The sequence below is a fragment of the Gemmatimonas aurantiaca T-27 genome, from assembly GCF_000010305.1.
Taxonomy (GTDB): domain Bacteria; phylum Gemmatimonadota; class Gemmatimonadetes; order Gemmatimonadales; family Gemmatimonadaceae; genus Gemmatimonas; species Gemmatimonas aurantiaca.
Genome location: NC_012489.1, coordinates 2,330,824 through 2,352,318, shown reverse-complemented (window position 1 = coordinate 2,352,318; position 21,495 = coordinate 2,330,824). Strand labels below are relative to the sequence as shown.

The window sequence follows — 21,495 nt, the reverse complement described above, 5'->3', positions numbered from 1 at the left end:
GCAGGTCAAGTTCACATCAACGGAGTGATGCGATGAATCAGGTGCTCGACGGAATCGGCGGAACCGCTCTCTTCTCGCTGGGCGGCGTGGTGTTCGTGATCGTGATGATCATGCTGCTCATCGCCTCGCTGAAGCAGCTCCTGCTCATCGTGCCGCCGAACATGGTGGCCGTCATCACCGGTCGGAAACGCGCCCTCAGTGATGGCACGGCCGTGGGCTACCGGGTCGTGCGGGGCGGCCGGACCTTCCGCATCCCGATTCTCGAGCAGGCGCAGTGGATGACCCTCAACACCATCCCGCTGACCATCAGCGTGCGCAATGCGATCGCCCGAGGCGGTATCCCGATCGACGTGCAGGCCGTGGCCAATGTGAAGATCGCCTCCATGCCGGAAGAGGTTTTCAACAACGCCGTCGAGCGCATTCTGGGCAGTGAACGGCAGGTGGCGGACCTGGCCCAGGAAACACTCGCCGCCAATCTGCGTGGGGTGCTCTCCACGCTGACGCCGGAAGAAGCCAACGAAGATCGTGTGAAATTCGAAACCGAGCTGATGAAGGAGGTCACGCGTGACCTGCAGAAGCTCGGATTGCAGTTGGACATGCTGAAGATCCAGAACATCAGCGACGATGCCGGCTATCTGCGCGCCTATGGCCGTATCCGGACGGCGGAAGTGTTACGCGACGCCCAGATCGCCGAGGCCCGCACCAAGGCGGAAACCGAGCGTGAACAGGCCAGGGCCTCACAGGAAGCCGACGTGGCCCGCGCGCAGTCGCAGGTGATCATCGCCGCCGCCCAGAACGACCTCCGGGTGAAGCAGGCAGAGCTCGACCGTCAGGCGCAGATCGCGGAGCGCACCGCCCGTGCGGCGGCGGATGAAGCCCAGGCCCGCGCGGAAAAGGCGGTGGAAGAAGCCCGTGTTGAAGTGACGCGGGTGCGGTTGCAGGTGGAGCAGGTGGAACCGGCCCGCGCCCGCGCCGAAGCCGCACGGGCCGATGCCGAAGCGGCCGCTGCACCGGTCATCGCCCAGGGTGAAGCGCAGGCAAAGGCCCTGCAGGCCATCCAGCAGCAGTTGCTCGCCGCCGGTGACCGTGGCCTTTCACTGCTGTATCTGCAGCAGCTTCCGGACATGATCGACCGGCTGGCCGAGGCGGCCAGCGATGTGAAGATCGATCGTCTGGTGGTGCTCGATGGGGGCGATGGAAAGGGCGCGGCCAACGCCACGCAGCAGAAGCTTGGTGTGATGATGAAGCTGCTCGAAGCCGCCAGCGCACAGTACGGCGTGAATCCGGACGATCTGATTCAGGGGCTCAGCCAGCGGCTGGGCGGGGGAACGCCGTCGAAGAACGACTGATACTGAGATGGGACCGGGGACTGCTGCCGATGCGACTGTGCAGCAGCCCGGTCATTTGTTCGAGGGGCAGGGCGTCGCTGAAGTGGCGCCCCTGCTGGGCAAAACACTGCAGGCGGGCAAGCCGCTGCGACTGTTCGGCCGTCTCCACGCCCTCTGCCGTGACTTCCAGGCCAAGGCCGCGGGCCAAGCGCACCATGCCCGAGACGATCGCCATATCCCGTGGATCGACCATCAGTTGGCTGACAAAACGCCGATCGATTTTGATACCATCCACGGGCGCTTCACGCAGAAAGGTCAACGACGCGTGACCCACGCCGAAGTCGTCGACCACCAAACGCAGCCCTAGTCCCTTCAAGGCACGTAGCGTTTCCATGGCGGTTTCGCCGTCCACCATGGTGCTGCTCTCGGTGAGTTCCAACGTGAGGGCATCGGGCGGACATCCTGTTGTAGCAAGGACTTGCGCCACGCGACGTTCGAAACCGTGTTCGCGCAGTTGCACCGCCGACAGGTTCACGGCCACACGCAGTGATCCCAGCGCCGCGTTGGCAAGACGCCACTGTACAATCGCTCGGCAGGCCTGCTCCAGCACCTGTTCACCGATCGGCACGATAAGCCCGGTGTCTTCGGCCAACGAAAGAAACGCCGTTGGAGAGATCAAGCCGCGATCGGGATCCCGCCAGCGAAGCAGCGCTTCGGCGGCGATGACGCGATCACCGATGACATCGAGCACCGGCTGAAAGTGGACCTCGAACTCGCCTCGGCCCATCGCGGCCCGGAGCCGCGCTTCACGCCGCCGCGATACCGTTTCCGCCGCTGACGGCAGCGGCTCCAGCTCGGCGTTCATGGCCAACACCCCCAAGGTCGGGGTGTGAGCGCGGCCCCGCCGGCGCTGGTACTTCTCGCGGTACATGTCCGCGTCGGCGGCATCCAGCAGATCCTGTGCGACCGCACCATCGAGTGGGGACATGGCCCCGCCAATGCTGGCTTCGACCGTGAGGAATTCGCTGTCCGAAACCTGAATCGGGGTGCGGAAGGCGTCGATGATGCAGTCCTTCACGAACGCCACGTCACGACGGCTGGTCACGTCGGGCAACAGAACGACGAACTCGTCACCGCCCAGACGGGCCACCGCGTCGGAGCGACGCACACATTCGAGCAGCCGGCCCGCGACCACCTTGAGCAGCAGGTCACCAAGGGCATGCCCCCGCGTGTCGTTGATGGCCTTGAAGCCATCCAGATCGACGAAGATCAGGCCGGTCTTCCGATTGTATCGACTGCCGAAGGCGAGCGCCCGTTCGAGCTGGTCCTGAAAGAGCTCCCGGTTTGCCAGACCGGTGAGCGGATCGTGGGTGGCGCGATGAGCGGCCTCCACCCGCGCCGCTTCGAGCATGGCCAGCCGCCGCTGACGCTCGATCGCAAACCCCAGCATGCGCACCAGAGATTCCGGAGCCATGCCCTTTTCCGTGCACTCCTGAGCACCGGCACGCAGGGCACGCAACGCGAGCATGTCGTCAAGGACGGCGGTGTGCACCACGATCGGAACGAGCGGGGCGGCACTGCGCACGCCGACCACCGACGCGATCCCGCCCGCGTCGGGAAGACCGAGCTCCAACAGCACCGCGTCCTGTGGGGTGTCCAGCATGGCCCGTATCGTCTGGGCCAGTGTCGCGCTGCGTGTGAACTGGGCGCCGGTACCCAGGCGGCGACGCAGCGCGGCTTCCGTCTGCGTTGCCGAGACCGGATCGTGGTCGGCAATGAGAATACGAAGCTGCTTCAACGAGGGCGCGCCGGGCTCTGTGGACACTACAGGATCGTGATAATGTGGGCGTGGATCGAGGGCATGGCACTACGTTACCTTTGATTTCCACAGCCGCCAGTGCTGATTCGGAATGTGACGCCCCTGGTGGTGTGGCACGTGACACTCTTTTCCCAAACGATCTCCATGACAGCGAATACCACGGCTCCGCTTACGGCGGGCACGGTCGCACCGGACTTCACGGTCGCCTCCACTTCAGGGCAGAACGTCGTGCTCTCGGGCTACCGCGGGCAGAAGAACGTGCTGCTCGCGTTCTTCCCGTTGGCCTTCACCAGCGTGTGCACCAGTGAGTTGTGCGGCTTCAGTGACGACTTCGATGCGTTCACGCAGGGAAACGTGGAAGTGCTTCCCATGTCGGTGGATGCCGTGCCTTCACTCAAGGAGTTTCGCAGCAAGTATGCGATGAAGGTCGAGCTGCTCTCGGACTTCAAGCGCGAGGTCTCCGCCGCGTACGGCGTGTTGCGCGAAGACACCGGGTTTTCAAACCGGGCCTACTTCCTGATCGACAAGGAAGGGGTGATCCGTTGGGCACACGTAGAAGAGACGCCGGGGCAGAAGCGCGAGAATGCGGAAATTCTCGAGGCGATCAAGAACGTGATTGTCTGATCGGTGTTGGCAATTTCTGTGCTGTCTGTTGTGTGATGTGCAAAAAGACGGAGACCCACCAGAGGGTCTCCGTCTTTTTTTTGCCGCGCGTCGTGTGTGGCGCTGCGTTTGTTTATCCGTTGGCGGTCGAGGCCACGTTCACCGGCACCCGCACCGGCCGAACCGGCTCGGCCTTTTTCACCTGAATGGTCAGCACGCCCAACGCCGATGTGGCGCTCACCTGCTGAAGATCCGCCGACTTGGGCAGGCGGAATGTCCGGGCAAACCGGCCAGCACTGCGCTCGCGAATGATGGTCCGTTCGCCGTCCACCGTGTCACGAGCCGGCCGCGTGCCACGAACCGTGAGGGTGCCCTCGGCGGCCAGCACTTCCACCGTGTCCGGGTTCACGCCGGGCAGGTCCAGTTCGAACGTGAAGTGTTCGACCGATTCGCGCGCTTCCACTGCGGGCTGCCAGGCCACCGGCTCTTCCGTCGCAGCGCCAGGTGTTGGCGTCTGAAAGGCCTGATCGAAAAACCGGTGCAGGTCGCGGCGGACAGCATGACGGGTAAACGGCGAGGATGAGGTATATCCGAAATAGGTCATGGGATCTCCAGTTGGGGCAGTTGGGGAACGCCTTGCGGCAAGACATCCGGTGGTGCATCAGGCGTACCGCTCCGATCCCGCCACCTGGACCGGAATTGCCCAGATCCGGATGTCATTTCGGCGCGCGACCTGTCGAAGTGACCTATCGGCGATGGGGAATGCGTTCGGTCAGCTTGTCCGATCCATACGCCAGCCATACCTTCACGAATGACCACGAACGCGCTCTCGTCGCCCACCCTGGTGGCGCTCATCCGGCGATTGGCGCGGGCCGCCTCGGGCACCGATGGCATCCGGGCGATTCTGGCGGGAACCGGAGAGGCACTCGCTGCGGATCGGGTGTCGTTCGAGCCCCTGGCATCGGGGGCGTCGCCGGTGGTGTGGTGGGCCTCGGGTGTCACCGAGGTTCCGTATACGGCGCGGCAATGTCCGGTCGAGACGGGCGACGGGATGTTGGGCACGGTGGTGGTCCATGCCGAACGACCGCTCACCGGCGAGGAGCAGACCTTACTCGAAGGTGTCTGCGATCTGCTGGCGGTTGCCGTGTCGCGGGATGTGCATCAGCAGGAGCTGGAGCGGCAGATCTCGGAGCGTATCCGGGAGCTCGCCGACCAGCGCGCCTTCATTGAATGCATCGTCGACTCCCTTCCCAACGGCCTCTATGTGGTGGATCGCGCGTATCGCATCCACGCCTGGAACCACAAGCGGGAGACCGGTCTGCAGGGGGTGTCGCGGACCGATGCCGTCGGGCGTTCGATTTTCGACGTGCTGCACAGGCAGCCGGCCGCGATGCTCAAGCGCGAGTTCGACGAGGTGTTCTCCTCCGGCCGTTTGCAGCAGTTCCAGATGGAGAGCAACGCGTACGGAGACACGCGCACGTTTCGGATCTCCAAGATTCCGATGCGCATGGGCGGGGCAGACCGTCCGGTGACACACGTCATCACGATTGGTGAGGACATCACCGACTGGAAAGCGGCCATCGATCGCACGGCGCAGGCCGAGAAGCTGGCCGCGCTGGGGCAGCTCGCGGCGGGCGTGATGCACGAAATCAACAACCCGCTGGCCACCATTGCCGCCTGCGCCGAGTCGATGTCGCTGCAGCAGGAGCTCGGGCCGGGGGCTGCGCCGCCGACCGAACTGCTGCGCATCATCGATCTCGAAGTCCAGCGTTGCAAGAAGATCGTGAACGGACTGCTCGATTTTTCCCGACCCAAGACGGCCGGCAAGGAGCGGGTGGATCTCAATGCCGTGGTGCAGCAGGGACTGTTCCTGTTGCAGCACCATCCCCGGTTCAAGCGTGTCAAGTTGGTCACCGAGCTCGAAGAGCGCACGCCGATGATCGTCGATGCGGATGCCGATCAACTGGTGCAGGTGCTGATCGCGCTGGCGATGAATGCGCTCGATGCCACGCCGGAGGGCGGGCGGGTGACCATTCGCACACACATGCTGGCCGAAGGCACGGACACCCACCCCGGGCCATGCGCGGCGTTCGAAGTGGCCGATGAAGGGCCCGGCATTCCCCGCGCTCTGCACGCCAAGGTGTTCGAGCCCTTCTTCACGACCAAGCCCCCGGGGCAAGGGACCGGGCTCGGGCTCGCGATCTGCTACGGTATCGTGCGGGACCACGGGGGGGCGCTCGACCTCGTCTCTTCCGAAGGGGTCGGCGCGACCTTTCGTGTCGCTCTGCCGGTGACTCTGATGGTGACATCCTGATGGTGATTTCATGAGCCAGCCGATCCCCACGCCCATGCGTGGCGCGGATGCCCTCTCGCCCATTCGGGTACTCATCGCCGAAGACGAGGCACACCTGGGGGCCATCCTCGAGCAGTTCATGACGGCTCGTGGGTTCCAGGTGCGCATCGTGCGGGACGGCAAGTCCGCGCTCGAGCTGCTGCGGAGCGAGGCGTTCGATGTGGCGCTGCTCGATGTGGTGATGCCGGAACTCGATGGTCTGGAGGTGCTGCGCCTCGTGCGCGAGGAGCCCTTGCCGCCGGAGATCATTGTCATCACCGGCAACGGCACCATTGAAACGGCCATCGCCGCCCTCAAACTCGGTGCCTACGATTTCCTGTCCAAGCCGTATCGCATGGCGGAGATCGAAGTGCTGGTGCGCCGCGCGTGGGAGAAGCGCATGCTCGCGCGCGACAATCATCACATGCAGTCGCGGCTGCGGCGTGCGGCGCCGGCACTCACCTTCGTGACGCAGTACGCGCCGCTGCGCGCGGTCCTGGCGATGGTGGAGAAGGTGGCTCCCAGCACGTCACCGGTGTTGGTCACCGGCGAATCCGGCACGGGCAAGGACCTGATTGCGCGCTTGTTGCACGCCCACGGCAGCAATCCCGACGGCCCGTTTGTCGACCTCAATTGTGCGGCGCTCGCCGAAGCCCTGCTGGAGACGGAGCTGTTCGGGGTGGAGAAGGGCGCGTTTCCCGGCGCTGATCAGCGCAAGCTTGGGCTGTTCGAACTGGCAGCCGGAGGCACGCTGTATCTCGACAACATCGGTGAGCTGGACCTGCGGTTGCAGGCCAAGCTGCTGCGGGCGCTCGAGACCGGGAGCTTCTTCCGGGTCGGTGGCACGCAGAAGGTCGAAGTGAATGTGCGGGTGATCGCGTCGTCCACGCTGGACCTGTCCCGTATGGTGCAGGCCGAGGCGTTCCGCGATGATCTGCTGCATCGCATCAACACCATTCGCATTGCGCTGCCACCGCTGCGGGATCGTGTGGTGGACGTGCCCTTGCTGGCGCAGCACTTCCTCGAGCAGTTCGGGTCGCCGGTACCGCGGCTCAGTGATGATGCGGTGACCGTGCTGGAACGCTACCGCTGGCCGGGCAACGCGCGGGAATTGCGCAACGTGATGGAGCGGGCGTCGCTCTTGGCGGCGGACGGCACGGTGTCGGCCGCAGACCTGCCGCTGGGAGCCGATGTGGGGGCAGGGGCTCGTCCCACGCCGGTGATGACGCTGTCGCTCGCCGAACTCGAACGTCGACACATTGCCGAAATCCTCGACCGGTGCCAATGGCACCAGGGTCAGGCGGCAGAGTTGCTTGGTATCTCACCGAAGACGCTGTATCGCAAGATCCGCGAGTACGGCTTCAAGCGTCCTGCCGGGCGCGGAGACAAGGCATGAAGATCCTGGTGATCGAAGACGATCCCACGGTAGGGGAGTTCGTACGACGTGGTCTCGAGGAGCAGCGCTGGCAGACTGACCTGTGCAACAATGGGCTCGAAGGCGAGCGCATGGCGCTGTCACAGCCGTATGATCTGGTCATCCTCGATATGCGCCTGCCCGGACGCAACGGGCTCGACGTCCTGCGCACGCTGCGGTCGAGTGGCTTCGAGCGGCCCGTGCTGGTGCTGACCGCGCAGGACGCGGTGGATGCCAAGGTCGAGACGCTGCGCGCCGGGGCTGACGACTATGTGACCAAGCCGTTTGCTTTCGAGGAGTTGCTCGCCCGCGCCGAGGCGTTGCTGCGCCGGCCGCGCGCGCTGGCCTCACCGCAACTGCGGGTGGGTGATCTCGAACTCGATCAGGGCACACGCGAGGTGCTTCGCGCGGGCGAACTCATCGAGCTGACGCCGAAGGAGTTTGCGGTGCTCGAGTACCTCATGCGCCATGCGGGCCGCGTCATGAGCCGTACGCTGATCACCGAGTACGCCTGGGGGTACCACTTCGATCCGGGCACCAACATCGTGGACGTGGTGATCAATCACTTGCGCAAGAAGATCGATGCGCGTTTCGACAAGAAGCTCATCACGACGGTGCGTGGCGTCGGTTACATGATCCGGAGCTGAGGGCGGGATCGTGAGTTCCATTCGTGCCCGGCTGACGCGAGCGTGGACGGGAGCGTTCCTGCTGACGCTGTTCCTGTTTTCGCTCACGCTGTTGGCGGTGCGGCGCGAGACGCTGTACCGCGAGCTCGAAGCGCGCGTGCAGTTGGAAGCCGATCAGGCCGTGCGCGCGATCAATGTGGCCCGCAATACCGGGACCGAGCCCGTGATGGCGCAGAAGAACCGCCTCGAAGGTCCGTCCATCGGCATGCGCATGAGCGCGTTCCTGTCGTTGCTGGAAGGGTATGTCCTGGTCCAGGACAGTACCGGGTATGACATCTACGCCTCGCCGGCGGTGCAAGCCCTGTCGGCGGCCGATCGCGACTACTTCAGTACTGCGGCGCGCAAGTCGGAACCGGATCGCAAGCTGCGTGAAGTGAAGCTCTACAACGATCAGTTGCTGTTGGCGACGCGCGTGGTGCCGTTGAGCGACAATGCGCGCTATCGCGTCTATGCGGGGCTGTCCACCGCGAACATCAGTTTCACGCCGGCCGAGTTGATGGGGCCGATGTTCGTGATCACGCCGTTGCTGCTCGTGTTGTCGGTGACCTTTGCCTATCTCATCGCGGGGCGTGCCTTCCGCCCGATCGATGAACTCATCGACCAGGTGGAAGCGATCACCGATGGTCGATCGTTGCACTCGCGGCTGGGGGTCACGGCGGCCGGCGATGAACTGACGCGCCTTTCCGAGACACTGAACGCATTCATTGGACGTCTCGAGAAGTCTTTTGGTGCCTTGCGCCGATTCACGGCGGATGCGAGCCACGAGTTGAAGACGCCGTTGGCGGTCATTCGGGCAGATGTCGAGCGAGCCATCTCACCCACGACCAACGAAACGGAACAGGCCATCGCGCTGGAAGAAGCGCTCCAGCAGGTGACGCGCATGGCTGATCTGGTGGATTCGCTGCTCACCCTCGCGCGTGCCGACGAAGGACGATTCGACCTGTTCCGCGAGCCGGTGGAGTTGATGCCGGTCGCACGGGAGGTCCTGGAGACTGCGCGTCTCCTCGGCGAGGACCAGGATCTCGAGATCGAGGCGCCGGTTCTCGAGAACGCTGAAGTGCTTGGCGATCTGACGCGGCTGCGGCAGTTGTTCCTCAACCTGGTCACCAACGCCATCAAGTACACACCGCGCGGTGGTCGAGTGGAAATCTCGTTGGCCCGCGAAGAAGATGTGGTGCGCTTCATCGTGAAGGACTCCGGGATCGGCATCGCGGCGGCGGATCTGCCGCATGTCTTCGAGCGCTTCTGGCGCGCGGACCTGGCGCGTTCGCGCGCCTCGGAGCGTGGTGGGTGGGGGTTGGGGTTGGCGATCTCCCAGTGGATTGCACAGGCTCACGGGGGCACACTGGAGGTGCAGTCGCGTCTGACCCGTGGCAGCACCTTCACGGTGACCCTGCCACTGGCGGGTTCTCCGGGATCCGGCATGACGGGCGAGTTCCAGTCGATCGTGAACATCGAGTCGCTGGTGGCCGAAGACGCGACGTGACCGCCACGTTTGTGTGCGGAGGATCGTGTGGCATGTCACGGTGGGGTTTCGACCCTGCAAATTGTCGACCGTTGTCAATGGCGTGAGAGCAATTCCGTGATCATGGGAATGCTAACGTCGGGTTAATCCGATCCTAATGTTTCTTCCATTGCCTCATCATTTCTGCAGCGTAGAATCGCCAAGTCGGTCTTCGGTCACTCTGATCGGGACCTGCGACTGTAGCCCTACCCCGGACCAGCGAGATGTTCAACAACCTGATTGAGTCTCAGGCCAAGAAGCAGAAGCGCGCCGGTGGGTCCTTCATGTCCCTGGTCGTTCACACCGCCGTTGTTGCCGCGCTCATCGTGGTGACAAAGGGCGCGGGAGCGGCGATCGAGGAGGAGAAGGTCGAGAAGCTTGATTTCGTCGAGGTGAAGAAAGACGAACCCAAGCCACCCGAGCCGGAAAAGCCGCCCCCACCACCGCCTGACGCAGTTGCTGCCCCGCCACCACCCAAGGGCTTCCAGGTGCTTTCCGCGCCTGTCGAAATCCCGAACATCATCCCGGAAATCGATCTGTCCAAGAAGGTGACGGACGAGGCCGACTTCTCGGGTAAGGGTGTGGCCGGTGGTATCGCGAAGGGTGTCGAAGGTGGCAAGGGTCCGATCCCGCAGCAGGGCGACCAGCCGTATTTCGATTTCCAGGTGGAAAAGCCCGTCGTCATGGCGCCGGGTGCCCAGGGACCGTCCTACCCCGACATGCTCCGCTCGGCGGGCATCGAAGGGACCGTGCTTGCCCAGTTCGTGGTTGACACGACGGGTCGTGCCGAGATGGCGACGTTCAAGGCACTCAAGTCCGACAACGATCTGTTCACGACTTCCGTGAAGAATGCGCTGCAGCGTATGCGCTTCCTCCCGGCCGAAGTCGGTGGCCGCAAGGTGAAGCAGCTCGTGCAGCAGCCGTTCCAGTTCTCGCTCAATCGCTAAGCGATTCCGTCACCAACGCACCTCCAGGAGATAGTAAGATGGGTATGGACATTATGGACCTTTGGCACGAGATGGGTTGGTTTGCCAAAGGTATCGTCTGGACGCTGTTGATCATGTCGGCCTATTCCACGGGCATCATGATTCAGAAGTGGTGGCAGATGCGTCGCGCGCAGGGCGAGACGCGGAAGTTTGCTCCGGAGTTCTCGCAGTTCCTCGAAGAAGACAACCTCACTGAGGCCATCAACCTCGCGGAAGGCTACAAGAAGTCGCATGTGGCGCGTGTACTTGGCGGCGCGCTGGGCGAAATCCGCCCGCTCATCCAGGATGGCTCGGTGACGGTTGCCGACATCAACTCGGCCGAGCGTGCGGTTGAGCGCGAAATGCTGATGACGGTGGTGGACCTGAAGCGTGGTCTGGGCGTGCTCGCGACGGTTGGTGCGACGGCGCCGTTCGTTGGTCTGGTCGGCACGACGATGGGTATCGTGAATTCCTTCACGGCCATGTCGACGTCCGGCGCAGGTGGTATCTCCTCGATGGCGGCCGGTATCGCCGAAGCCCTCATCACGACGGCTATCGGTATCGGCGTCGCCATTCCGGCGGTGTGGGGTTTCAACTACTTCCAGACGAAGATTGACAACCTGACGGCCGAGATGACGTACACGTCGAAGGAAATGATCGACTACCTCATCAAGGGCGTTTCGGGTGAGTTCGGCCGCTCGCGCTTCACGCGTGAGTTCAACACCGCTGGCCAGTCCCCGATCTCGAAGTAATCACCGTCGGTCCGGTGCTGCGCTCCCACGTCCGGGAGTGCAGCGGCCGGGCGATATGCAAGGAGTCACGCCATGGGTATGAGCGCAGGCGGCGGGGCCGGGGTAAAAGCCGATCCCAACGTCACGCCCATGATCGACGTGATGCTGGTGCTCCTCATCATCTTCATGATCACGATCCCGCAGATCAACGCGGGCTTCACGGCGGTTCCGCCCGAAGGGCAGAATCTCAAGCCGCATCCGGAAGAAGATGGTGATCAGGTGCTCGGCATCGACGATCAGGGTCGGTATTACCTGAACAAGCAGCCGGTGCGCAATGAGGACCTCGAAACCCTCGTGCGTGAGATCTACGGCAAGGAACGTGATGACTACATCATGTACGTGAAGGCCCATAAGGACCTCCAGTACCTGAAGGTCATCGACGCGATCGATGTGCTGTCCCGTGGTGGCGTGCGCGTGGCCGCACTCATCACCGAGCAGCAGTCGGGTACGGAATCGCTGGTGGAAAGCGATCGCCTGCGCCCGGGAGGGAACTGACCATGGGTATGTCCACAGGTGGTGGCAGCGGCGGTTTGACGAACGACATCAACGTCACGCCCATGATCGACGTGCTCCTCGTGCTCCTGGTGATCTTCATGATCATCGTGCCGATGAGCCGCAAGGCGATCGATACGCAGTTGCCTGATCCGAATCCGCAGCCGGCTCAGCCGAATGTGAACCCGGATCAGATCGTTCTGGAGATCCTCCCGGACGACAAGTATGCGATCAACAAAGAAGACGTGCCGAAGGATCAGCTCTTCACTCGTCTCAAGGGACTGTACGATCCCCGTCCGGAGAAGATCATCTTCGTGAAGGGTGATACGACGGTGAGCTATTCGAACGTGATCTTTGCGATGGACCAGGCGCGCGGTGCCGGCGTCAAGGTTATCGGTATCGCACCGAAGTAACCGGAGCCTCGCGTTCGGGCACACACAGTCCGACGTGGTGTTTCATACGGCGGGTGAACCCATTGGGCTCGCCCGCCGTATTTTGTTGTACCGCTCACCTCTCCCACATGGACGCTCAGTCTCCAATCCCCGGCGCCGGGGAGCCTCAGTCCGAACGCCCTCGATATCGACCGCCGATCGGTATTCCGGTCGACAATCAGCGGCGCACGCGAAGCTTGGTCATCGCGGTGTTGGTGCATGCGCTCATCATCGCCTTGTTGATCATCCCCTTTGCGGCCCCGGAGGCGTTTCGGGCAGCGCTCGGCGCGGGCGGACTCGGACCGGCTGGCGGTGGCGGAGGTGGCAACAAGGGGACTGGTGGTCAGGTCAAGCAGGAACGCATCCAGTTCGTGCATACGCCTCCACCAAAGCCGGCGCCCACGCTGACACCGCCGGTGGTCAAGCCACCCGTACTCAAGCCGCCGGTGGTGCCACCCCCACAGCCCACACCCCCACAACCCACACCGCCAACACCAACCCCGGCGACCACACCGGCGGCCACCAGCAGCACCGCGTCGTCGGTCACACCGGGGTCTGGTGGTGGATCAGGCGGCGATGGCAGTGCCGGCAGCGGACCTGGCAGTGGCGGTGGGGTCGGCGCCGGTGTGGGTACGGGACGGGGAAGCAGCGTTGGGCCGGGCACTGGAGGCGGGAATGGGACAGCCTACCCGCCTGCTCCAACGGAGCTGTTCCTGCCACCACTCCCGGTACCCAGCAAGGCACGTGGCACGATTGTGGTGACCTTCGATGTCGATTCCACCGGCAAGGTGCTCGATTTGCATTTCGAGCCCACGAAGGATGGCAATTACAACAAAAAATTGCGTGAAGCATTGTCTGCAATTCGCTTCCGTCCTGCGGTGAGCGCACAAGGTGTCCCCATTCGGGCCAGGACCGAGATTACCTACTCGCTGTGACCGGTGCGTGGCGATAGGTTGCAGGGCGTTTACCTCCTGCGACCATACCGGGATCACCCGGGTCGTTCCCCTCCTCACAGCCAAACAGACGTCATGAGTCTGTTCGATCGGAAACCGATCGCCGCCGCAGACAATGGCGAGCATGGTATGCGCCGCACATTGGGTGCTGGCGATCTTGTCATGTTGGCGATTGGCGCCGTCATCGGTGCCGGCATCTTCTCCTCGCTCGGAACGGCAGCGGCCGGCGAGACACTCGCCGATGGTACGGTGGTGCGCTACGGAGCCGGTCCCGCCCTCGTCCTGTCGTTCATCCTGCTCGGCGCGGTCTGCGGGCTCGCAGCCCTGTGTTATGCCGAACTCGCGTCGATGATTCCGCAAGCCGGCAGTGCGTACGCGTACTCCTATGCCACATTGGGCGAGATCGTCGCCTGGGTCGTGGGGTGGGCGCTCATTCTCGAGTATGCGGTCGGCAACGTGGCCGTGGCCATCGGGTGGAGTGGATACTTCACATCGTTGCTTTCGGGCTTCGGGATCGATCTGCCCCCTTGGCTCACGCATGGCTACTGGAATGTGAAAGCCAGCAGTGATCCCGCCATTCACGGATTGCTCGAGACGGCACCCCGCATTGGCGGGATCCCCATCCTCGTGAACCTGCCGGCCTTTGGTATTGTCGCAGCCATCACGGTGCTGCTGATGCAGGGCGTGAAAGAGAGCACGCGGGCGAACAACATCATGGTGGTCGTGAAGTTGCTCGTGCTCGCGCTCTTCGTGATTGTGGGCGCGATGCACATCGATCCGGCGAACTACAAGCCGTTCGCCCCCAACGGATTCCGCGGCATCCATCAGGGTGCTGCCATCGTGTTCTTCGCGTACATCGGGTTCGACGCCATTTCCACGGCCGCCGAGGAGACGAAGAACCCGCAGCGCAATTTGCCCATTGGTATTCTGGGTGGCTTGGCGGTGTGTACCGTCATCTACGTGATTGTCGGTGGTGTGGCCACCGGCCTGGTGCCCTACGATCAACTGCGCAGCTCCGACCCGCTCGCCAAGGCCTTGTCGCTGGCGGGACTGTCCACGGCGAGCTGGATCGTGGCTGCTGGCGCCACGGTGTCGATGGCGGCCGTGCTGCTCGTGTTCCAATACGGTCAGCCGCGCATCTTCTACTCCATGGCGCGTGTCGGCCTGCTGCCCAAGTTCGCTGCCAAGCTGCATCCGAAGACGCGGACCCCGCACATCACGACGCTGATCACGGGCGTGGCGGTGGCACTGGGTTCACTCGTGGCTGATGATGCGGCCACCTACGACCTCACGAACATCGGTACGCTGGCCGCGTTCGCGGTGGTCTGCATCGGCGTGTTGGTGCTGCGTGTTCGCGAACCGGACCGTCATCGCCCCTTCCGCGTCCCGTTTGTGTGGGGCGTGACCTTGCTCGGGGCAGGGGCCTGCGTGTTCGTGATGAAGGGACTTCCGAGCAGTGCCTGGAAGGCGTTCGGGGTCTGGATGGCTATTGGCCTCGTGATCTATTTCTCGTACGGCTTCCGGCACTCGGTGCTGCGCAATCCCACTGACAACCGCTGATACCTGATTTCATGGCTCATCTCTCCGTCTCCACCGCACCGGCGCCGCCGGGCAAAAAAGGCTTCCTCGGCATCGGTTTCTCGCAGTGGATCCTGATCTCGATGGTGGTCGGCATTCTGATCGGGTGGCTGGCCCCCGATTTTGCGCCGAACCTCAAGCCGTTCGCGAACATCTTCCTGCGCATGATCAAGTCGTTGATCGTGCCGCTGCTGTTCAGCACCCTGGTGGTGGGCATCGCCGGACACGGCGACGACATGAAGAAGGTGGGCAAGCTCGCGCTGCGTTCGATCATCTACTTCGAGATCGTGACCACGCTGGCGTTGGCGATCGGCCTGGTGGCCGTGAATCTCGTGAAGCCTGGCGTGGGGCTGCAGATCGCGCCGGACGTGGGCGCTGGTGAAGAGTTCCAGGCGCTGGCCTCAAAGACCCCCACGTTTGCCTCGGTGCTCGAGCACACGGTCCCGCAGAGCTTCTTCGAAGCGGCGGCGCAGAACGAAGTGCTGCAGATCGTGTTTTTCGCGATTCTGTTCGCCGTGGCACTGGCGCGCGTGGAAGGTGATTCCAAGACGGTGATGCTCAATTGGCTGCAGTCGTTGAGCGACATCATGTTCAAGTTCGTGGGCATCGTGATGGCATACGCGCCCATCGGAATCGGCGCCGCGATCGGTGTGACCGTGGGCAAGAGCGGTCTCGAGGTGATGCTCAACCTCGCCAAGCTCGTCGGCACGCTCTATGTGTCGCTGGTGGTGTTCATTCTCGTGGTGCTGTTGCCGGTCGCGCTCATCGCGCGCATCAACATCAAGCGCTTCTGGTCGCTGGTGAAGGAACCCTGGTTGATCGCCTTCTCCACGGCGTCCAGTGAAGCGGCGTTCCCGCAGGCCATGCAGGCCATGGAGAAGTTCGGCGTCCCGCGTCGTATCGTGTCCTTCGTATTGCCCACGGGCTATTCGTTCAACCTCGATGGCAGCACGCTCTATCTCGCCATCGCCTCCGTGTTCGTGGCGCAGGCCGCTGGCATCGACATGCCGATCGGCCAGCAGTTGCTGATGATGCTCACGCTCATGCTCACGTCGAAGGGCGTGGCGGCAGTGCCGCGCGCGTCGCTGGTGATTCTCTCCGGCGCGTTGGCGCAGTTTGGCCTGCCACTCGAAGGCATCGCGGTCATTCTCGGTGTGGACGCCATCATGGACATGGCCCGCACATCGGTGAACCTGCTCGGCAACTGCCTCGCCACCGCTGTCATGGCACGATGGGAAGGCGTGCTGGGAGAAGGGGAGCCGGAGGCGGCGGCGCAGGCGTAACGGCGTGAACGGCGTGAACGGCGTGAACGGCGTGAACGGCGTGAACGGCGTGAACGGCGGGGGCTGGTGAAACGGAAGCTGGGACTACGGGAGCTGTAGGGACGGGAGCTGGACCTACGGGAGCTGGACCTACGACAAACAACGGGAGCTGGGAAAACGATGGGGACACGAGGTGTCCTCTGCGTTTCTCCAGCTCCCGTTTTGCCCCGTAGGTCCAGCTCCCGTCCCTACAGCTCCCGTGTCACCAGCTTCCGTAGGTCCAGCTTCCGTAGGTCCAGCTTCCGTAGGTCCAGCTTCCGTCCCTACAGCTCCCGTAGGTCCGTTCTCTAGACTTCCACGCCGAGCAGTCTCCTCGCCCGTCTGATCGCTCCCCGCGCCGCGTCCACTTCTTCGGCCCGGATCATCGCTCCCGGCACGGCGCTCTTGAGCCGCTGCTCGAGGCGTTTGCGCACCAGTGAACCGCGCGACAACAGGCCGCCATTGAAGGCCACCGGGATCGCCGCGCGTTCGTCCTGAAAGCACCGACGTGCCAATGTGCGCACGTGGAGCGCCAGCTCTTCCACGCAGAAGCTGATCAGCGCATTGGCTCGCAGGTCACCCGTTGCGGCCACCTGTGCGACCACCGGCGCGAGCTGCGCAAACGTGCCCGGCGTGGCCTTGGCGGCCCACGGGATCACGTCCTCGAGCGATTCGAGTTCGAGCGCCGTCAGCACCGCGCCGGTGAGGGCGGTCTCCGGCTCACGACCATCCTGCGACGCCGACACCACACCCAGCGCGCGCTTGCCAAGCCACGCCGCGCTGCCTTCGTCGCCCACATACGGGCCCCAGCCACCACAGCGCTCGATACGACCATCCGGGGCGCGCGAGAACGCCACCGAACCCGTTCCGGCGACCAGTAGCACACCTGCCGAATCGCCGAACGCATCATCCATCGCGATGGTCGCGTCGGCCTGCACCGACACATCGTCCGCCACCCGACGCTGCGCCAAGGCCGCCCAGAGCGCCTGGGCCGCCCGTTCCTGACCAGCACCCGCCACGCCCACCACACACACCGCGGGACGGGTATCCGGTCGATCAGCCGCCGCCAGGGCTTCGGCGATCAGCGATTTGATGATGTCGGCGGCCACCGACTCCTGAACCGTCTGCAGGGCGCTGGCGGCGCCCTCCACACGGGCCAGGACAGCGCCCGTCGCATCGCACAACAACACGCGCGTCCGGGTGCCACCGCCATCGACACCGACGACCAGTGGTGTCGGGTCCAGTGGACCAGCACTCATGAACGAATCCCCGCCGTGGAACCGCTGCCGCCAGTCGGCGCAGCGTGGGTGAAGGAAGACAACACGCCGGTGGCAAACGTCAGCGTCGTACCGATCAGCACGTACCACGGCCACGCGATCGAGGCCACGCCACCCAGCGTGGGTTCGAGCGTTGGAAACGCCGCGATGAGTTGTTTGGCGAACACGATGAACGCCATCGCAAAAATGCCCACACTCATGCCGAGAATGGCATCACGCTGGTTGGCACGATCCCAGAACAGCCCCAGGAAAAAGCCACCCAACAGACCACCCTGCGTGAACGAGGCGATGGACAGGGCGATCACCACCACTGGCGTGCCCTGCTCCTTGAAGAACAGCGCGCCAAAGGTGAGTACCAGGCCCCACCCCAACGCGAACATCTTGCCCACCTTGAGCGTGCGCGGATCGTCCGGAGCGCGGCCCGTCAGCGGCAGGTAGATGTCGTGCGTCGACGAAGCGGCCAATGCATTGATCGCTCCCGAATGTGTGCTCATCGTGGCCGCCACAATGGCCGCCACGATCAGGCCAATCAAGCCATGGGGCATGCGCTCGATGATGAACGTCGGGAAGATCGAATCGGCCGTCGCGAAGGCTTGGCCATCATAGAGCACCCAGAGGCCCAAGCCAACGAACAGGAACAGCGTCATCTGGGCGAATACGGCAAAGCCGCTGCCGATGATGGCCACCTGCGCGTCGCGCAGCGAGCGGCTCGACAACAGACGCTGCACGATCAACTGGTCGGCGCCATGGGAGGCCATCGCCAGGAAGCCACCACCGATGAGCCCTGCAAACATCGTGTGCGGACGATCGAAGCCAGTATACCAATCGATCACCTGCAGTTTGCCGGCCGAACCCGCCTGGGCGATGATCTGACCCCAGCCACCGTCGACAGCCTTGCCGATCAGCACAATCGCCGAAATGCCACCAAGCAGATAGATGCTCGCCTGCAACAGTTCGGTCCACACCACCGCCTTCATGCCGCCGCGATAGGTGTAGATCACCGTGAGCAGACCGAGCACCAGAATGGCGGTTGGCATGGCGTACTCTTTGGGCAGTGCCGGCCCGATGATCAATGCCACGGGAATGGCTGTGGCGAATACGCGCACCGCGTCCGCCATCGCCCGCGTGATCATGAACACGACGCTGGTGAAACGCCGGGCCCCGAGACCGAAGCGCGTCTCGAGCAGCGCGTAGGCCGTGACGAGATTGCCCTCGAAGTAGCGTGGCAACAACGTACGGGCCACCACAATGCGGCCGAGAATGTAGCCGGCCACGACTTCGAGAAATCCGAGATTGCCGATATAGGCCAACCCGGGAATGCTGATGAACGTCAGTGCCGAGGTCTCACTCGCCACGATCGAGAACATCACGGCCCACCACGGGATCGCGCGTTCGGCCACGAAGTAGTCGGTGGCGGAACGCTGTTCGCGACCGATCCAGAGGCCGAGGGCCGTGGTACCGCCGAGATACAGCAGCAATACGAACAGGTCGAGGAGATCGAATCGTCCCGTCATGCGGAGCACTCCGGCCGGCAGCCCGGCGTGATCAGGTCAGACGATGACATACGCCTCCATCGCGAAATACTCCGCGAGGCCGAGTTCATCGAGAATGGTGGCCGTCGACTTGTTGCGTTGTTCCACGCGCTGCCAGAACTCGCGTTCGTCCTGACCAGGGAAGGGGGCAGAATCTTTCTGCGACTGGTGCTTGAAGATCGCCTGGATCTTGATCGTGAGTTCTTCCTGGGACAGCGGCACCAGCACCGTGGCTTCCGTAATGGGCCACTCCTGCCACGCGCCACGATACAGCCACACTTCCGGGCGCTTGGTGGTGCCGGGATACACTTCTTCGAGCGCCAGATCGATCGCTTCCTTGCACATGCGGTGCGTGCCGTGCGGATCCGACAAGTCACCGGCCACGAAGATCAGCTCGGGCTGGAGTTCACGCAGCAGATCGGCCACGATGGCGACATCGGCCGGACCGATCGGATCCTTGCGCACCTTGCCCGTCTGATAGAAGGGCAGGTTCAGGAAGCGGGCGTTGGCCTTGCTGAGCCCCATGACTTCGATGCCACTCACCGCTTCGGCTTCGCGGATGATGCGCTTGATGTCCTGCACTTCGCGGATGTCCACTTCGCCGGCCTGCTTGCGGCTCAGGAAGGCATGCACGGTTTCCGTCAGGGCACGTACCCCGTCGCCGGAGGCATGCAACGCTTCGGCGGCGCTGCGTTCGAGGAAATCCATGTAGCGGCGCACATCATGATCGAACACGGCAATGTTGCCGCTCGTCATGTAGGCCACCGTCATGTCGTTGCCGTTCTCCACGAATTTGCGCAGGATGCCGCCCATGGAGATGACATCATCATCGGGGTGCGGCGAGAAACAGATCGTCTTGAGTGAGCGCGGCAACTTGCTCTTGCCACGGATCTTGGCGCCCAGAATGTTGAACACCAGACCATTCACGGCGCCCGGTGAACCATGCTGCGCCACCAGCGACGTCAAACCGTTTTCTGCGTAGTCGTGCTGCGTGAGCTTGAGGATGGCCTTCTTGCAGCGCGCGGCAAGCCAGGTCACGGCGCGCACGGTCAGCGGCTCACCCCACACCACTTCGTCGACCAACCACGGGGTGGCCACACGGGTCAGGTCGGCCGCTGCCGCATCGTCCACATAGAACGTCGTGTTCGCGTGACGCTGCAGGAACGTCGCGGCCACCGCGCGATCGATCTCACCTTCCACCGCACGTCGCACGACGCCGGCTTTGTGTTCACCGGTGGCGAGAATGGCGATCTCACGCGCGCCCAGGATGGTCGCGATGCCCATCGTGATCGCTTCGCGCGGCACATTCTCTTCACCGAAGAAATCGGCCGCGGCATCACGACGCGTGATGGAATCGAGGTGCACCATGCGCGTGCGGCTCGATTCACCGGAACCGGGCTCGTTGAACCCGATATGGCCGGTCTTGCCGATCCCGAGCAACTGGAAGTCGATGCCGCCGGCCGCCGTGATCGCGTCTTCATAGGCGGCGCAGGCCGCATCCACCTCAGCACGGGCCAGAGCGCCGTCGGGGATGTGCACGTTGGCGGCATCGATATTCACGTGCGAGAACAGATTCTCCCACATGAAGCGCCGGTACGAGTGGATGCTCTCGACGCGCATCGGATAGTACTCGTCCAGATTGAACGAGATCACGTGCGCGAAGCTCAACCCTTCTTCGCGGTGCATGCGGATCAACTCGCGATACACACCGATGGGCGTCGAGCCGGTCGCGAGCCCGAGGACCACCTGCCGGCCGGCGGCCTCGCGCTCACGCATCAGCGTGGCGATACGTCCGGCCACCAGACGGGCCAGCTCATCGTGCGCTTCGACGATGATCGTCGGAATGCGCTCGCGTGTGGTGCCGGTGACCCCGGCGTGAAGAAAGGGAGAGCCACTGACGCGCGCAGGCCCGCCACTCGCCTGGAGTGTGCGGGCCTGGGAACCGTCAGAGGCCGCCGGTGTGCCGGAAGCCAGAGACATAGTGCAGAGAGGTAAAAGGGCGAGCGGGCGCACCGACTGGTGCACCAGCCGGGACCCTCAGAGAATCACGCCGAGAACGAGCTGCCGCAACCGCAGCCGCCGGTGCTGTTGGGATTCTTGAAAGTAAATCCTGAACCCTGCATGGACGAGACGTAATCGATCGTCGTACCACTGAGGTACTGCGCGGAGAACGGATCAACAAAAATCTTGATCCCGCCCACATCGACGGTGATGTCATCTTCCGCCTGCGCATCTTCGATCACGAGACCGTACTTGAAGCCGCTGCATCCGCCGGGCATCACGGAAACCCGGAGTCCACCCTTCTCGGCGGTCACGCCCTCGGCTTCCATGAACTTCACCACTTCACCCGCAGCGACTGGGGTGAGCACCACCATGACGTCCGGCTGTTGCATCGTGCTCATCGTGTCCTCCGAATACGGCCGGCGCACACCCGGCCAGATGGACCGCATGGTGAGCCACCGTCGCATCCGCGGACGGTGCCTTCTCCA

The 21,495-nt window shown here is 63.5% G+C and carries 19 protein-coding genes; 13 read left to right on the top strand and 6 right to left on the bottom strand.

What is annotated here, in order from left to right; translation table 11 throughout:
• The first annotated feature begins 32 nt into the window (after positions 1 to 32).
• The gene (locus GAU_RS10355; protein ID WP_052574371.1) at positions 33 to 1,349 is read left to right on the top strand and encodes a flotillin family protein; all 1,317 of its coding nucleotides are present in this window, start codon (positions 33 to 35) and stop codon (positions 1,347 to 1,349) included.
• Here the strand turns inward: GAU_RS10355 and GAU_RS10350 are convergent.
• Positions 1,306 to 3,153, bottom strand: a complete 1,848-nt coding sequence (locus GAU_RS10350) for a putative bifunctional diguanylate cyclase/phosphodiesterase (protein WP_012683507.1) — start codon at positions 3,151 to 3,153, stop codon at positions 1,306 to 1,308. The genes GAU_RS10355 and GAU_RS10350 overlap by 44 nt on opposite strands.
• A gap of 138 nt (positions 3,154 to 3,291) precedes the next feature.
• Here GAU_RS10350 and GAU_RS10345 point away from each other — a divergent pair, with 138 nt between their 5' ends.
• Complete coding sequence (locus GAU_RS10345) at positions 3,292 to 3,771, top strand: redoxin domain-containing protein (protein ID WP_012683506.1); 480 nt, start codon at positions 3,292 to 3,294, stop codon at positions 3,769 to 3,771.
• Positions 3,772 to 3,883: 112 nt separating this feature from the next.
• Here the strand turns inward: GAU_RS10345 and GAU_RS10340 are convergent, their stop codons facing one another.
• Positions 3,884 to 4,354: an Hsp20/alpha crystallin family protein gene (locus GAU_RS10340; protein ID WP_012683505.1), complete on the bottom strand. Its 471-nt coding sequence runs from the start codon at positions 4,352 to 4,354 to the stop codon at positions 3,884 to 3,886.
• A gap of 207 nt (positions 4,355 to 4,561) precedes the next feature.
• On the opposite strand from GAU_RS10340, the gene GAU_RS20800 reads away from it, so the two are divergent.
• The 11 genes from GAU_RS20800 (at position 4,562) to GAU_RS10285 (ending at position 16,179) form a co-directional block, all read left to right on the top strand.
• Positions 4,562 to 6,064, top strand: a complete 1,503-nt coding sequence (locus GAU_RS20800) for a sensor histidine kinase (protein ID WP_012683504.1) — start codon at positions 4,562 to 4,564, stop codon at positions 6,062 to 6,064.
• 10 nt (positions 6,065 to 6,074) lie between these two features.
• The gene (locus GAU_RS10330; RefSeq protein WP_052574369.1) at positions 6,075 to 7,478 is read left to right on the top strand and encodes a sigma-54-dependent transcriptional regulator; all 1,404 of its coding nucleotides are present in this window, start codon (positions 6,075 to 6,077) and stop codon (positions 7,476 to 7,478) included.
• Entirely contained in the window at positions 7,475 to 8,143 is a 669-nt protein-coding gene (locus tag GAU_RS10325; RefSeq protein WP_012683502.1) for a winged helix-turn-helix domain-containing protein, read from the top strand. The genes GAU_RS10330 and GAU_RS10325 overlap by 4 nt, the downstream gene beginning before the upstream one ends.
• A 10-nt stretch (positions 8,144 to 8,153) precedes the next feature.
• Positions 8,154 to 9,668: a sensor histidine kinase gene (locus GAU_RS20795; RefSeq protein WP_012683501.1), complete on the top strand. Its 1,515-nt coding sequence runs from the start codon at positions 8,154 to 8,156 to the stop codon at positions 9,666 to 9,668.
• A gap of 242 nt (positions 9,669 to 9,910) precedes the next feature.
• Positions 9,911 to 10,633, top strand: a complete 723-nt coding sequence (locus tag GAU_RS10315; RefSeq protein ID WP_012683500.1) for an energy transducer TonB — start codon at positions 9,911 to 9,913, stop codon at positions 10,631 to 10,633.
• Positions 10,634 to 10,671: 38 nt separating this feature from the next.
• Positions 10,672 to 11,403 carry a MotA/TolQ/ExbB proton channel family protein gene (locus tag GAU_RS10310; protein WP_083765578.1) on the top strand — a complete coding sequence of 244 codons (732 nt, stop codon included), beginning with the start codon at positions 10,672 to 10,674 and terminating at the stop codon, positions 11,401 to 11,403.
• 72 nt (positions 11,404 to 11,475) lie between these two features.
• Positions 11,476 to 11,937: an ExbD/TolR family protein gene (locus tag GAU_RS20790; RefSeq protein ID WP_012683498.1), complete on the top strand. Its 462-nt coding sequence runs from the start codon at positions 11,476 to 11,478 to the stop codon at positions 11,935 to 11,937.
• Between the two features lie 2 nt (positions 11,938 to 11,939).
• Positions 11,940 to 12,347, top strand: a complete 408-nt coding sequence (locus GAU_RS10300; RefSeq protein WP_012683497.1) for an ExbD/TolR family protein — start codon at positions 11,940 to 11,942, stop codon at positions 12,345 to 12,347.
• Between the two features lie 107 nt (positions 12,348 to 12,454).
• Positions 12,455 to 13,300 (top strand): hypothetical protein, encoded by an 846-nt coding sequence (locus GAU_RS10295; RefSeq protein WP_012683496.1) that lies wholly within the window; start codon positions 12,455 to 12,457, stop codon positions 13,298 to 13,300.
• A 93-nt stretch (positions 13,301 to 13,393) separates the two neighbouring features.
• Positions 13,394 to 14,878 carry an amino acid permease gene (locus tag GAU_RS10290; RefSeq protein WP_012683495.1) on the top strand — a complete coding sequence of 495 codons (1,485 nt, stop codon included), beginning with the start codon at positions 13,394 to 13,396 and terminating at the stop codon, positions 14,876 to 14,878.
• A gap of 11 nt (positions 14,879 to 14,889) precedes the next feature.
• Positions 14,890 to 16,179 carry a dicarboxylate/amino acid:cation symporter gene (locus tag GAU_RS10285; RefSeq protein ID WP_012683494.1) on the top strand — a complete coding sequence of 430 codons (1,290 nt, stop codon included), beginning with the start codon at positions 14,890 to 14,892 and terminating at the stop codon, positions 16,177 to 16,179.
• Between the two features lie 326 nt (positions 16,180 to 16,505).
• Here the strand turns inward: GAU_RS10285 and GAU_RS10280 are convergent, their stop codons facing one another.
• The 4 genes from GAU_RS10280 to GAU_RS10265 all read right to left on the bottom strand — a co-directional run bounded on the left by GAU_RS10280 (position 16,506) and on the right by GAU_RS10265 (position 21,408).
• Positions 16,506 to 17,456 carry an N-acetylglucosamine kinase gene (locus GAU_RS10280; RefSeq protein ID WP_012683493.1) on the bottom strand — a complete coding sequence of 317 codons (951 nt, stop codon included), beginning with the start codon at positions 17,454 to 17,456 and terminating at the stop codon, positions 16,506 to 16,508.
• Positions 17,453 to 18,988, bottom strand: a complete 1,536-nt coding sequence (locus GAU_RS10275; protein ID WP_012683492.1) for a sodium:solute symporter — start codon at positions 18,986 to 18,988, stop codon at positions 17,453 to 17,455. The genes GAU_RS10280 and GAU_RS10275 overlap by 4 nt, the downstream gene beginning before the upstream one ends.
• Before the next feature lie 36 nt (positions 18,989 to 19,024).
• Positions 19,025 to 20,986 carry a glucosamine-6-phosphate deaminase gene (gene nagB, locus GAU_RS10270; RefSeq protein WP_012683491.1) on the bottom strand — a complete coding sequence of 654 codons (1,962 nt, stop codon included), beginning with the start codon at positions 20,984 to 20,986 and terminating at the stop codon, positions 19,025 to 19,027.
• Positions 20,987 to 21,051: 65 nt separating this feature from the next.
• A complete protein-coding gene (locus GAU_RS10265; RefSeq protein WP_156798982.1) occupies positions 21,052 to 21,408 on the bottom strand; it encodes a HesB/IscA family protein in 357 nt (118 codons plus the stop codon).
• Positions 21,409 to 21,495 lie beyond the last annotated feature (87 nt).

Excerpts from the sequence above, each read along its gene's own strand:
- GAU_RS10355 (WP_052574371.1), top strand. The coding sequence starts at position 33 with ATGAATCAGGTGCTCGACGGAATCGGCGGAACCGCTCTCTTCTCGCTG.
- GAU_RS10345 (WP_012683506.1), top strand. The coding sequence starts at position 3,292 with ATGACAGCGAATACCACGGCTCCGCTTACGGCGGGCACGGTCGCACCG.
- GAU_RS10340 (WP_012683505.1), bottom strand. The coding sequence starts at position 4,354 with ATGACCTATTTCGGATATACCTCATCCTCGCCGTTTACCCGTCATGCT.
- GAU_RS20800 (WP_012683504.1), top strand. The coding sequence starts at position 4,562 with ATGACCACGAACGCGCTCTCGTCGCCCACCCTGGTGGCGCTCATCCGG.
- GAU_RS10330 (WP_052574369.1), top strand. The coding sequence starts at position 6,075 with ATGAGCCAGCCGATCCCCACGCCCATGCGTGGCGCGGATGCCCTCTCG.
- GAU_RS10325 (WP_012683502.1), top strand. The coding sequence starts at position 7,475 with ATGAAGATCCTGGTGATCGAAGACGATCCCACGGTAGGGGAGTTCGTA.
- GAU_RS10315 (WP_012683500.1), top strand. The coding sequence starts at position 9,911 with ATGTTCAACAACCTGATTGAGTCTCAGGCCAAGAAGCAGAAGCGCGCC.
- GAU_RS10310 (WP_083765578.1), top strand. The coding sequence starts at position 10,672 with ATGGGTATGGACATTATGGACCTTTGGCACGAGATGGGTTGGTTTGCC.
- GAU_RS20790 (WP_012683498.1), top strand. The coding sequence starts at position 11,476 with ATGGGTATGAGCGCAGGCGGCGGGGCCGGGGTAAAAGCCGATCCCAAC.
- GAU_RS10300 (WP_012683497.1), top strand. The coding sequence starts at position 11,940 with ATGGGTATGTCCACAGGTGGTGGCAGCGGCGGTTTGACGAACGACATC.
- GAU_RS10295 (WP_012683496.1), top strand. The coding sequence starts at position 12,455 with ATGGACGCTCAGTCTCCAATCCCCGGCGCCGGGGAGCCTCAGTCCGAA.
- GAU_RS10290 (WP_012683495.1), top strand. The coding sequence starts at position 13,394 with ATGAGTCTGTTCGATCGGAAACCGATCGCCGCCGCAGACAATGGCGAG.
- GAU_RS10285 (WP_012683494.1), top strand. The coding sequence starts at position 14,890 with ATGGCTCATCTCTCCGTCTCCACCGCACCGGCGCCGCCGGGCAAAAAA.
- GAU_RS10280 (WP_012683493.1), bottom strand. The coding sequence starts at position 17,456 with ATGAGTGCTGGTCCACTGGACCCGACACCACTGGTCGTCGGTGTCGAT.
- GAU_RS10275 (WP_012683492.1), bottom strand. The coding sequence starts at position 18,988 with ATGACGGGACGATTCGATCTCCTCGACCTGTTCGTATTGCTGCTGTAT.
- nagB (WP_012683491.1), bottom strand. The coding sequence starts at position 20,986 with ATGTCTCTGGCTTCCGGCACACCGGCGGCCTCTGACGGTTCCCAGGCC.
- GAU_RS10265 (WP_156798982.1), bottom strand. The coding sequence starts at position 21,408 with ATGAGCACGATGCAACAGCCGGACGTCATGGTGGTGCTCACCCCAGTC.